The sequence below is a fragment of the Parasphingomonas halimpatiens genome (assembly GCF_036663795.1).
GTDB lineage: Bacteria > Pseudomonadota > Alphaproteobacteria > Sphingomonadales > Sphingomonadaceae > Sphingomonas.
The window spans coordinates 38662-50844 of the sequence record NZ_JAXOJP010000023.1; the positions used below are offsets into that span (position 1 = coordinate 38662).

Annotated in this window: 10 protein-coding genes and 2 pseudogenes; 5 read left to right on the top strand and 7 right to left on the bottom strand. The window is 67.6% G+C overall.

Features of this window, described 5'->3' with window-relative positions:
- The 4 genes from U1839_RS19015 to U1839_RS19030 all read right to left on the bottom strand — a co-directional run bounded on the left by U1839_RS19015 (position 1) and on the right by U1839_RS19030 (position 1804).
- On the bottom strand, positions 1-315 hold the full coding sequence (locus tag U1839_RS19015; protein ID WP_332805155.1) for an alkylphosphonate utilization protein: 315 nt from the start codon (positions 313-315) through the stop codon (positions 1-3).
- Positions 316-326: 11 nt separating this feature from the next.
- Entirely contained in the window at positions 327-455 is a 129-nt protein-coding gene (locus U1839_RS19020; RefSeq protein WP_332805156.1) for a hypothetical protein, read from the bottom strand.
- Between the two features lie 166 nt (positions 456-621).
- On the bottom strand, positions 622-1218 hold the full coding sequence (locus tag U1839_RS19025; protein ID WP_332805157.1) for an SOS response-associated peptidase family protein: 597 nt from the start codon (positions 1216-1218) through the stop codon (positions 622-624).
- Positions 1208-1804 (bottom strand): DUF4126 domain-containing protein, encoded by a 597-nt coding sequence (locus U1839_RS19030; RefSeq protein ID WP_332805158.1) that lies wholly within the window; start codon positions 1802-1804, stop codon positions 1208-1210. Before U1839_RS19030 ends, U1839_RS19025 begins: the two co-directional genes overlap by 11 nt.
- 143 nt (positions 1805-1947) lie before the next feature.
- On the opposite strand from U1839_RS19030, the gene U1839_RS19035 reads away from it, so the two are divergent.
- Entirely contained in the window at positions 1948-3105 is a 1158-nt protein-coding gene (locus tag U1839_RS19035; protein WP_332805159.1) for an acyl-CoA dehydrogenase family protein, read from the top strand.
- A gap of 9 nt (positions 3106-3114) precedes the next feature.
- Here the strand turns inward: U1839_RS19035 and U1839_RS19040 are convergent, their stop codons facing one another.
- From U1839_RS19040 to U1839_RS19050, 3 genes are read right to left on the bottom strand one after another with little or no spacing between them, the layout of a single operon-like run.
- The gene (locus U1839_RS19040) at positions 3115-6183 is read right to left on the bottom strand and encodes an efflux RND transporter permease subunit (protein WP_332805160.1); all 3069 of its coding nucleotides are present in this window, start codon (positions 6181-6183) and stop codon (positions 3115-3117) included.
- Complete coding sequence (locus tag U1839_RS19045) at positions 6180-7214, bottom strand: efflux RND transporter periplasmic adaptor subunit (protein WP_332805161.1); 1035 nt, start codon at positions 7212-7214, stop codon at positions 6180-6182. The genes U1839_RS19040 and U1839_RS19045 overlap by 4 nt, the downstream gene beginning before the upstream one ends.
- Positions 7211-8557: a TolC family protein gene (locus U1839_RS19050; protein ID WP_332805162.1), complete on the bottom strand. Its 1347-nt coding sequence runs from the start codon at positions 8555-8557 to the stop codon at positions 7211-7213. Before U1839_RS19050 ends, U1839_RS19045 begins: the two co-directional genes overlap by 4 nt.
- Positions 8558-9030: 473 nt before the next feature.
- On the opposite strand from U1839_RS19050, the gene U1839_RS19055 reads away from it, so the two are divergent.
- From U1839_RS19055 to U1839_RS19070, 4 genes and pseudogenes are all read left to right on the top strand, one after another.
- Positions 9031-10209, top strand: a complete 1179-nt coding sequence (locus U1839_RS19055; protein ID WP_332805163.1) for a tyrosine-type recombinase/integrase — start codon at positions 9031-9033, stop codon at positions 10207-10209.
- 513 nt (positions 10210-10722) lie between these two features.
- On the top strand, positions 10723-11304 hold the full coding sequence (locus U1839_RS19060; protein WP_332805164.1) for a hypothetical protein: 582 nt from the start codon (positions 10723-10725) through the stop codon (positions 11302-11304).
- Positions 11305-11597: 293 nt separating this feature from the next.
- Positions 11598-11765 (top strand): annotated as a pseudogene (gene rpsR, locus U1839_RS19065) (30S ribosomal protein S18); the annotation flags it as partial.
- 194 nt (positions 11766-11959) lie between these two features.
- A pseudogene (locus U1839_RS19070) lies at positions 11960-12127 on the top strand (P-type conjugative transfer ATPase TrbB); the annotation flags it as partial.
- Positions 12128-12183: the final 56 nt, after the last annotated feature.

Genomic DNA, 12183 nt, shown 5'->3' on the forward strand with positions numbered 1-12183 from the left:
TCAACGCTTGCGCACGAACTCCGCGCGCAGCACCAGGCCCTTGATGCCCTCGAACTTGCAGTCGATCTCCTGCGCGTCGCCGGTCAGGCGGATCGACTTGATCAGCGTGCCGCGCTTCAGCGTCTGCCCCGCGCCCTTGACCGTCAGGTCCTTGATCAGCGTCACCTGGTCGCCATCGGCGAGCAGATTGCCGACCGAATCGCGCACCTCGACCGCACCCTCGGTCGCGCCGCCGGCCTTGGCCGCGGCATCGGCCGCGCTGATCCATTCGCCGCTCGCCTCGTCATAGACGAACGCGTCTTCCTCTTCCGCCATTGTCGCGACCTTCAGCTCTTGATGTTGACCATCGCGACCGGGTTGCCCTTGGTCGTCGGGTTGGAGGCGTTCTGCTTCGGCGCCTTCTCGGCCTTGGGCTTGCGCACTTCCTTGTTCGTTTTCTTCTGGCTCTTGGCCATGATCATTCCTCGGCGAGCGGAGCGCTCGCCTCGCCCTACACGCTTGGAGCGTGCTGCGAATAGGTGGAATCCGGCTATTCGCTACCAAGCACGCGACCACAAAGACTCTGGAGCGAGCTGCGTTTCCATCGAAATGCAGTTCGCTCTAGCCGCGCGCTGGCCCCTATTATCTCGCCGGGGCGACCGCGAAGGTCCCGGCCGGCGCGGGCGCGAGCAGATCGTCGACCGAAGCCGCCGGATCGAGCCAGCGCGCCCAGGCGTCGCGCGGCGGGACGATCACCTGGCGGTGGTGATAGGGCAACACATCCGGCCCGGCATCGGTCGTCAACATGGTATAGGCCTCGCCCACCGCCGGATCGTCGCGCCAGATGCCGGCGATGCAGAACCATGCGCCATCGGTCAGCGTGAAGGCCCATTTGTCCTTGCGCTTCGCCTTGGGCTGGCCCGGCACGGCTTCGGGCGTGGTGAATTCGTAAAAGGCGTCGGCGACGATCAGGCAGCGGTTCGCGCCGAAATGCCGCCCCTCGCTGCGAAAGTTGTAGACCGGCTTGCCGTGCGCGCCCGGCCAGCTCCAGCGCCGCACCACCAGCTCGGCGCCGCCCTCGGGCGCGGCGCGGAGGATGGCGTTGCGGTCGGTGATGCGGATGCTCGGCGTCGGTTCGAGATTGGGCACGCCCTCGGGAAAGCGCAGCGGGATGCGCAGCTGCTGGATGTCGTCGCGCAACTGCCCGGCGGCAACGCGCCGCGCCTGTTCATTGCACATGCGCCGGCCTCCGCCTCATCCGCCGATAGAGCCGGCGCAGCAGCACCAGCATCGCGACCGCCCCCGTCGCGAGCAGGATCGCGATCGCCACCGCCGCGACGGGGCTGGCGATCGCCGCGGCGAGCAGCCCGGTCGTCACGACATCCTCGCCGGTCGAGACGATGACGTTGCTGAACGGTTCGGGGCTGACATTGACCACGGCGCGCGTGCTCGCCTTGGCGCCGTGGCTGAGCAGCGCCGCGCTGCCGCCGAGCAGCAGGCTGGCGACCTGCCAGCGCATGTCGTGCGGATCGATGATCGCGAGCGCGAGCAGCGCGCCGCCGACCGGGCGGACCAAAGTGTGGATCGCATCCCAGAGCGAGTCGAGCCACGCCACCTTGTCGGCGAAGAATTCGGCGACCATGCCCAAGCCGGCAATGGCCAGCACCCAGGGACTGGCGAGCGCGTCGAGCCCGGTGAGGTGCGCCGGGGCGACGATCCAGCCGAAGCGCATCGCCAGCCCGGTCGCGAAGACGCACAGATATAGCCGCCAGCCCGACAACAGGCTGATGCTGCTGGCCAGCCCGAGGAGCGCGACGACGCCCATTCAGGCGGCCGGCAAGGAAAAGGCGCGGATCATCGCCCCCGTCCTACCGCATCCGCCCGGCGCCGGTCACCAAAAAGCCGCCACCGCGCTTGGCGTCGCGCCCGCTTTGGCGCTAGCGCTGCACGGCAGCGGAGGAACGCACGGTGAGCGATCGGGAAAATTTCGACGATATCCGCGCCGCGGTGCGGCGGCTTTGCGCCGACTTTCCGGGGTCCTATTGGCAGGCGCTTGACCGCGACCGCATCTATCCGACCGAGTTCGTCCAGACGCTGACCCGCGAAGGCTGGCTGTCGGTGCTGATCCCCGAGGAGTTCGGCGGCGCCGGCCTCGGGCTCGGCGCGGCGACCGCGATCCTCGAGGAGATCCACCGTTCGGGCTGCAATGGCGGCGCGTGCCATGCGCAGATGTATGTCATGGGCACTTTGCTCAAGCACGGCTCGGCGGCACAAAAACAGGCTTATCTGCCGCGCATCGCCAGCGGCGAATTGCGGCTGCAGGCCTTTGGCGTGACCGAGCCGACCTCCGGCACCGACACGACGCGCATCCGCACCTTCGCGCGGCGCGACGGCGGCGATTATGTCGTGTCGGGGCAGAAGATCTGGATCAGCCGCGCCGAGCATAGCGACCTGATGGTGCTGCTGGTGCGCACCACCGCGCGCGAGGACGCCGCGCGCCCGGCCGACGGCATGAGCGTGCTGCTGGTCGACATGCGCGAGGCGGTCGGCAACGGCCTGACGATCCGCCCGATCCGCACCATGCTCAACCATGCCACGACCGAATTGTTCTTCGACGATCTCCGCGTCCCCGCCGCCAATCTGATCGGCGAGGAGGGCAAGGGCTTTCGCTACATCCTCGACGGGATGAACGCCGAGCGCATCCTGATCGCCAGCGAATGCATCGGGGACGGGCGCTTCTTCATCGACCGCGCCGCCGCCTATGCGAAGGACCGCAGCGTTTTCGGCCGTGCGATCGGCGAGAATCAGGGTGTGCAATTCCCGATCGCCCGCGCTTATGTCCAGCTCTCGGCGGCGGCCGAAATGGTCGACAAGGCGGCGCGGTTGTTCGATTCAGGTGTGGCCTGCGGCACCGAGGCCAACATGGCCAAGATGCTGGCATCCGAGGCGAGCTGGTATGCCGCCGACATGTGCGTCCAGACGCATGGCGGCTTCGGCTTTGCCGAGGAATATGACGTGGAGCGCAAGTTCCGCGAGACGCGGCTCTACCAGGTCGCGCCGATCTCGACCAATTTGATCCTCAGCCATGTCGCGACGCACGTGCTGGGGCTGCCCAAGAGCTTCTGACCGCGCCGCTCAGGCCACTGCCGGTGCCGTCGTCGCGTCGGTCTGCCGCCGCCGGCTGAACAGCAGCACCAGCGTCGGCAGCATCGCCAGCACCAGCGGCGCGCCGGCCGCGAGGCCGAAGATGATCGCGGTGGCGAGCGGCCGTTGCAGCCCCGATCCGCGCGAGATGCCGAGCGCGAGCGGCGCCAGCGTCAGGATCGCGATCAGTGCCGACATCACGATCGGCCTGATCCGCGCCTTGCCGGCCTGAAGCATCGCCGCCGCATCGACGGCCGCCCCGGGCACCAGTTCGGCAAGGAAGAAGATCGCCAGCTCGGTGACCATGCCGACGACCATCGTCAGCCCCATCAGCGCCGAAATGTCGAGCTCGGTCCCGGTCAACCACAGCCCGAAGAACACCGCCGTCGTCGCGAGCAGCACGGTCGATATCACCGCCGCGGTGAACGCCCAGGTCTCGAACAACAGCGTGAGCAGCAGCGCGGAGAGCAGCAACGCGGCGACGAACACCGTGGTCAGGTCGGTGAAGGATTGCTGCTGCTGGCGGTAGAGGCCGCCATAGTCGACCCGTACCGATGGCGGCAGATGCAGCGCGGCGACGGCGGCCCTGACCTGCGTCATCGCCGTGCCGAGATCGATGCCCTCGAGCCGCGCGGTCACCGGAATGAACGGCGCGAGATCCTCGCGCGTGATCTGGCGCTGCCCGGCGGCGATGCTGATCGTGGCGATCGAGCGCAGCGCGACCGAGCGGCCATCGGCCGCGCGCAACGTCAGCGCGCCGAGCGCGTCGGTGCGCTGACGCAGATTCTGCGGCAGGCGGACGCGCACGCCGATGACCTGCTCGCCCGCGAGGATCTGCGTCGCGACCGTGCCGTCGATCTGCGTCTCGACCTGTTTGGCGACGAGGTCCGGGTCCAGCCCGGCCATCAGCGCGGCGGCGCGATCGACCTTGATCATCACCGCGTCGCCGGCAACGCGCAGCCCGCTCGCCACCTCGACCACGCCATCGATGCGGCGCGCCGCTGCGGCCACCTTGCCCGCCGCATCGGCGAGCTGCGCGGGGTCGTCGCCGAACAATTTCACCTCGATCGGCTGCGGCACGGCGGTGAGATCGCCGATCAGATCCTCCATCAGCTGCGCGGTTTCGATCTGCAGCCCCGGTACCTGGGTCTCGATCTTCTGCCGCACCTCGGCCATCACCTCCTCGATCTCGCGGCGCGATCCGCCCTTGAGGCGGATGAACATGTCGCCCTCGTCCGCCTCGGTCAGCCCGCCGCCGAGCTGGATGCCGGTGCGGCGCGAATAGCTCGACACCTCGGGGGTCGCCTGGATGATCTTCTCGACCTGACGCAGCAGCCGGTCGGTGTCGGTCAGCGAGGCGCCCGCCTTGGCCTTGTAGTCGAGGATGAAACCGCCCTCATCCATCTCGGGCATGAAGCCGGAGGGGAGATGCGTCCAGGCGAAGCCGCCCGCGGCGATCATCAACGCGGCGCCGAGCGCGGCGACGAGCCCGGGCCGCGCCAGCGCGCGGCTGACGATCCGGCCATAATGCTCGGCCATCGGCCCGGTGAACCGCTCCGCGCGGTCGGCGGCATCGGCATCCTTCACCGTCAGCCAGCGCTCGGCGATGATCGGCAGCACGACCCGGGCAAAGAACAGCGAGGCGGCGAGCGCGGCGACCATCGTCACCGCCAGCGCCTTGAAGAAACCGCCGGGCACGCCGGTGATGAAGGCGAGCGGCACGAACACGACGATCGTCGCCATGGTCGATCCGAACAGCGGCCGCGCCATCTCGCGCGCGGCGGCGAGCATCGACGGCCGCGCGCGCCCGGCATGATGCGCTTCCTGCAGGCGGCGCATGAGATGTTCGAGCATCACCACCGCATCGTCGACCACCAGCCCGACCGCCGCCGCCATGCCGCCGAGCGTCATCATGTTGAAGCTCATGTGCAGCGCGTAGAGCGCGAGGCAGGTCGCCGCGAGCACCGCCGGCAGCAACGCCGCGGTGATCACCATCAGCCGCCAGCTGCGCAGGAACAGGAACAGCACCAGCCCGGCGAGCACCGCGCCGAGCAGGATCGCGTCGCGCACCGCGTCGGCGGCGCCCGTCACCAGTTCGGACTGGTCGTAGAACGGGCTGACCTTGACGTCGGCGGGCAGCGCGACGTCCTTCAGCCGCGCCTGCACCTGCCTGACCAGCGCGACCGCATCGGCGCTGGGCGTCTGGCGGATGTTGACCAGCACCGCATTGGCGCCGTTCGCGGTGACCTTGGTCCATACCGGCGCGGGCGCGCGGCGGATCGTGGCGATCTGGCCGAGCGTCGCGACCCCCGCGCCCGCCGCCGCGCCGGCCTTGATCGGGATGGCGGCGATATCGGCCTCGCTGCCGAGCCGGTCCTCGACCAGCGCGAGGTACAGGCGGTGACGGTCCTCGATCCGGCCGACCGCCGCGACGGTGTTGGCGCTGCCCAGCGCCGCCGTCACCTCGCTCATCGTCATGCCCAGCGCCTGGAGCCGCCCGGGATCGACCGCGACCTCGATCTCCTGGCTGGCGCCGCCGAGCACGTCGACCCCCGCCACGCCCGGCACGCTCGACAGCACCGGCCGCAACTTCAGCTCGGCGAGCTGCGCCAGCGCGACGCCGTCGCGCTTGTCCGAGGTGAGCGAGATGCCCAGCACGGGGAAGATCGTCGGATCGCTGCGATGCACGCTGAAGCGCGTGCCGGCCGGCAGATCGGGCAGGATCGTCGCCAGCGCACCCTGCGTCGCGTTGGTCGCCGCGACCATGTCGTCGCCCCAGGCGAAGGTCAGCGCGACCTCGGCCGAACCGCGACTGGTGGTCGAGCGGATCTGCGTCACGCCGGGAATCGCGCGCAACGCGATTTCCGACGGGCGGGTGATGTCGGCCGCCATCTGCTCGGCATCGCGCTCGCCGGCATCGATCGACACGACGACGCGAGGATAGTCGATATGCGGGAACAAAGTGACCGGCAGGCGCGTCGCGGCGACCAGCCCGGCCAGCGTGACGAGAAAGACACTCAGCCAGATCGAGCGCGCATGGCGCTGCATCGCGGCCATCATTTCGTCGGACCCGCCGCGCTTTCGCGCACCTTCATGCCATCCTCGAGCGCGGTGCCGCCTTCGGTGACGACGCGGTCGCCGGGGTTGAGCCCGCTTAGGATCTGCAGGCTGTCGCCCGACGAATTGCCCGGCGCGACCGCGACGCGCGTGGCGACGCCATGCCGCACGACGAAGACATAGGAGCGGCCGCCATCATCGAGCAGCGCGGCATAGGGGATGCTGACCCCGGCCGCGTTGGTCGCGACCGACAGTGCAGCGCGCAACGGCTCGCCGGCGCCGAGCCCTGCGCCCGGCACGCGGGCATAGACCGAGGCGAGCCGCGTCGCCGGATCGATCTGCGGATCGACGCCGACGATCGCGACGGTCGCTTCATGGCTGCCATCGACCGCCATGATGCGGATCGTCTGGCCGATGCGGATGCGCCGCGCCACCGCCGGATCGACGCCGAAGCGCGCGCGCACATCGCCCGTCGTGCCGATCGTCGCAATGGTCGCACCGGCGGCGAGCTGATCGCCGACCCGCGTCGCCAGGCCCTGCACGGTGCCCGCGACCGGCGCGCGCAGCACCGCATGCCCGCCGCGCAGGCCGAGATTGTCGCGCGTCGCGGTCGCGGCGGTCAGCGCGGCGCGCGCGGTTTCGACTTCGGCATCGCTGACCAGCCCGTCGCCGCGCAGCCGCTGCGCGCGGCGATAGGCGGCGGCGGCGGTCGTCGCGTCGCTCGCCGCCTTGGCCATTTCGGTGCGCGTTGCCGGGCTCGGGCGCAGCGTGACGATCGCCTGGCCGGCGCGGACGGCAGTGCCGGTCGGCGCATCGATCGCCGCGACGATTGCCTCGGCCGGCGCGACGATCCCGCGCGCGGCCCCCGGTCCGGCTTCGGTCGCGCCATACAGCGTCAGGCCATCACCCGGCGCACCGGGCGTCGCGGGCGCGGTCCGGACCAGAGCGACCGCCTCAGGCTTCTTCTCCTCTTCGGCCGCGCCGCCGCAGCCGGCGAGCAGGGCAAGGAGGAGGAGCGGGAGGCACGGCTTCATCGGGTCCATCCTTCATACGGGCCGCCCGACAGCAATTCGAGCGCGATGGTCTGTTCGGCGATCTGCTGGCCGAGCTGGAGCAGGCTCAGCCGGCGATCGCGCAGCGCCTGGAGCGCGGTGTCGGCGGTGGCGCGCGACAGGTCGCCGCGCGTCGCCGCGCGCTCGGTCGCCGTCGCATAGCGGTCGAGCGCCGGCAGTTGCGCGGCGAGCTCGCCTTGCTGCCGGCGCAGCGCGGCGAGGCCGGTGACGGCGGCGGCGATGTCGGCGCGCGTCTCGAACAGGCGCGCCTCATATTCGGCGCGGAGTTGCTCGCGCGTCGCCCGCGCAATGGCGATGCCGCCGCGATTGCGGTTCCACAGCGGCAAAGTGAAGCCGATCTGCGGCCCGAGCGTGCGGTTGTCGGCGGTGTCGCGGGCATAGGCCGCAGTCAGCGACAGATTGGGGAACTGGTCGAGCACCGCCTTGTGCAGTTCGGCTTCGGACACGCCATAGCCGGCGCGCAAGGCCTGCAGATCGAGCCGCCGCGATATCGCCTGCGCGACCAGCGTCGCGGCCGATGGGGGGACCGGCGCGGCGTCGGGCGGGGCGAGCCGCAGCACCGTCTCGGGCGGCAAGCCGAGCTGTTTGGCGAGATCGGCGCGCGCGGTGGCGAGGTCGCTGTCGATCGTGCGTGCCCGGCTGCTCGCATCGAGCAGCGCCTGGCGCCGCGTGTCGAGTTCGCCCGCCGCGATATCGCCGCGCCCGGCGGCGCGCTGGCTGGCGTCGAACAGTTGTTGCGCCGTCGCGGCACTGGCGCGGATCAGCGCGCGCTGTTCCTCCAGCGCCAGCACGCGCACGCCCTGCAACCGCGCCTGCCCGGCGACCTGCCACTCCGCCCAGGCGAGATCGAGCCGCACCTGGCGGCGCGATGCCTCGCCCGCCGCGCGCGTCACGCGCGCGGTGCGCAGCTGGTTGAGATCGAGCCCGATCTGGCCGGCAAAGCCGTTGAACTCGTCGGCCCCGCTGAGCAATTTGTCGACGCTCGCCTGCACGGCCGGATCGGGCAGGAGCCGCGCGGCAAAGACCTGCGCATCGGTGACGCCGGCCTTGACGCGTTGCGCCTTGAGGGCGGGATTCTCCAGCACCGCGATCACCGCGAGCGCGTTGGGCGTGAGCGGTGCCGACAGGTCGATCGGCTGCGGCGTCAGATACGGCCGGTCGATCGCCGCCGCATCGGCCGACAGGATCGCCGCGTCGGGCGCGGCGAGCAGGGCGGCGGGCGCCGCCAGCGGCCGTGGCGCATAGCGCGCACAGCCGGCGAGCAGGCTCGTCGCGAGTAAGGTGAGGAGAACGCCGCGCGTCATCGCGGCAGGGTGGCCGGCATGTCGATGGCGAACGATAGCATGAGCACCGGCATTCCCCTCGCGGCCGGCTTGTGCCTGACCGGATGGAGTGCGGTTAGCGGGGAACGCGGCTTTCGGCCATATCGGGGCACGAGGATTCTTTGGGACGGTGTGGTGCTATCGCGCGGCATGTCCGACGAACGGCAGACACGTCGGCCGAACGGTCAGCGCACGCCGTGATCACCCGCTCGCAGCCAATGGCGATTCGCGCACTGCCGCGCCCGTTAGTGAGCGACCGTGACCGATGTTGCGTGGGGGTATGACTGGATGCCCCGTGAATTTCTAAACCTCGTCCGGCGGCATCCGCTGCTGTCCAAAACTCGTGTAAAATAAACTAGATAAGTTCAAGCCGATCCGCTACAATTCGCCATAATCCAGGCTAAGCCGCGACAAACTGTGGGAACAGCGTGGGAACGAAAAAGTATGGATCTCGTATGGGCATTCTGACCTCTCTGGCGGTCCAATCTGCCAAGCCCGGACGGCATGGAGACGGGGAGGGATTGTACCTCCTGGTGAAGCCGTCCGGCGGTCGTTCGTGGGTGCTCCGTATCCAGGTTAACAAGCGTCGACGCGATATCGGCCTCGGCTCCGCCAAGATGGTTACGTTGCGCGAAGCCAGGTCGAAAGCGGCGATGCTGCGCTTGTCCGCTTTCAGCGGAAAGGATCCTGTCCATCAGCGCGACCGGGACCGGCGGATTATTCCCACCTTCCGACAGGCGGCGCTTGCGACCCATGATGAACTCAGGCGAGGATGGTCCGAAAAACACGCAGCGGCTTTCCTTTCATCGCTGCAAGATCACGCCTTTGGATGGCTCGGCGATCACCGCGTCGACACTCTGGAATTGTCTCACATTCGCGACATGCTGGCGCCGATCTGGACCACGAGGCCGGCCATGGCGCGAAAAGTCCGTCAGTGGGTCGCGACCGTGCTCTATTTTGCTCAGTCTAAAGGCTGGCGGACCAGCGAAATTCCGACAAAGACGATTACCATGGGCCTGCCTCGTCAGGCGGCGGGTCGAAACTTCGCGGCCATGCCTTTCTCTGAAGCGCCGGCCTTCTTCAAGGAAACGCGCTACAAGCCCGGCACGCCGGGAAGAAGCGCACTGCTGTTCCTCATCCTGACCGCAGCGCGCTCAGGCGAAGTCCGCTCGGCGCGGTGGAAGGATATCGATTTCAACCGCAAGGAATGGAACCGGCCGGCCGATCTCATGAAGAACCGCCTGGCGCACACAGTGACGTTGAGCGATCCTGCCATTGAGTTGCTCAAAGCCGTGAAAGGAACCTCCGAGCCGAATGGGGAGAGCGTGATATTCGCTGGCGCATCCGGGAAGGCGCTGTCCGACATGACGCTGACCAAAGTACTCAAGACCGCGAAGTGCGCCTTCACGGTTCACGGATTTCGCAGCGCTTTTCGGGATTGGGCCGCCGAGCGCATGCCGGAGGTTCCGGACTCGGTGGCCGAGGCTGCGCTTGCCCATGTGGTACCCGATCAAGTCGTTCGAGCCTACAAACGCACGACGTTTATCGAGATGCGGCGTACCTTGCTTGAGGCATGGGGGCACTACCTTCTTGGCTCAGCGCGCGACGCTCCTTCTGCCGCCCTCGACAGCTAGTAGCGAAACCGCTGGAGCTGGTCGTCGACTCGCGCGGGGTCAGAAACTGCGCCTCGAAATTGCCGAAGATCTGGATCCGGAATCGGGTGACGGCGACCTGGATTTGTAGTCATAGCCTGAATCGGCTCGATATCGGGCTGGCTGATAACGACTGCTCCTGCCGGCAAACATCTCGGGCTGGCTGTCTATGACGCTACCTGCCGGCGCTGGAAGTGGGGCTTCTTTGCGCCGACAGTTCGCGGACCATGCAGGTCACTTACGACCGGTTTTCGGTATCGTCCTTCTTGCGCTGTCGCTTCCAGCGCCTTAATTCAGCCAGCAGCGGTGCGGCAGCAGCGACCACGGCGGCGCCAGCGGTTACGTAGTTCGGGTCCATCGTTTTTCTCCTGGTCTATGATGAGGAGAGCGCGGCAGCGGCGCATTCTTCGCCGAACTTTCTTTTTTATCCGCCGGGGTGAAATCCGGGGCGTTGGCGCGCTATGTCTGTAGGAATGCTTCTGCGGAGAATACCGCATGCCGAGTATGCGCCGTTTCTGGGTCGAGGTAGACAGTCGCGTCCGCTCGGCTGCGCGCCTGGTCGTCGCCGGCACGAACGCGGTCCCTCGCGCGGAATATGAAGACCTAGCGCAACTCACCATGCTCGATCTCCACCGATTCGTCGCAGGCAAGCTCTCAGAGGAGCCCGACATCGGGCTGGGAGAATTGCAGCGGCAGGTGTTTGCCTTTGGCGCGACCTGTCTCAATCACAATTTTCTCGACCTAGTGCGCAAGTCGCGGCGCCGACAGATCCGCGACATCGAGCTTGCCGGCAATTCGAACGAGATCGAAGGCTTTGCGGATTTCTCGCGTCGGCGTGGCAGCACGCCGGAGGAGCGCCAAATCGCGCTCGACTGGATCAGGCGCCTCCGCGAGCGCTCGAAGTCGGTCCGGTTCCAGGCTATTCTCGATGCACTCGAAGAGGTTACCGTCGAGGAACTCGAAGGCGTGACGCCCAAGGACATCACACTTCTCGCAAAGGTCAGTTCGAACGATATCCACAAATTCAGACAGCTCGTCAGCGAGTTTGATCGCGTGACCGAAACGGGCGGGAAGTGACCATGCGCAGCGCCAAGAAACTGAAGCCGCAGGGCAAGCTCTCCATCAAGCTCTCCATCAAGGAGGCAACCATGCCGGACCCCGGCGCGGCGATCGAGCCGGGCTTTGTTCAGAGTGTATGGGATGCGGTATGGGCGGCGACGCCCGAGGAACTGGCCGCGCTCGACGAGGCGCTCGATCAGGCCGACCGGCCAGTCAAGCAAGGCAACCGCTATTTCGGCATGCTGAAGGGGATCGACAAGCACGGCGACCGGCTCCGTGTCGATACGTCCAAGGTCAAATTCAACGGCGAGCCCAAGATCGATTATAAGGATGTACGGCTGCTACAGGGCTTTGTGTCGGAGCGCGGCAGGATCGTTCCGTCGCGTATCACATCCGCATCGGGTAAGAAGCAGCGCGAACTGAACCAGGCGATCAAGCGCGCCCGGTTTTTGGGATTGTTGCCCTATATCATCAAATAACCGTCTCGGCGGACCGCCAGCCGCTTCTATTTTTAACCAGTCCTGCGCTGGCTACAGTCGCTTGTTGCAGCGGCGACTTTTCCGCCCCTTCTAACGATCCCTTGGCCGGATCGCCTTTTCGGCGATCCGACCAAGGGATTCAGTTCATATCGGGATTAGCGGTCAGGCGGGAGGCGACAGCGCGCGGTGCGCGCATGCTGCACACCGCGCTCGGCCCTGCCGTTGCCGAGTGGCTTGACGATCCGGAGATCGCCGAGTCATGCTCAATCCCAATGGTCGGTTTTGGATCGACCGGCTTGCCGGCGGCCTCGCCGAAACCGGCGCGTCTCTCGCCAGCTGATGGCGAGCGCATCATTCGCCTGAACTCGACCTACGATTTCAGCGCTGATCAACCACGATAATTGGCCGTTTGCCGACC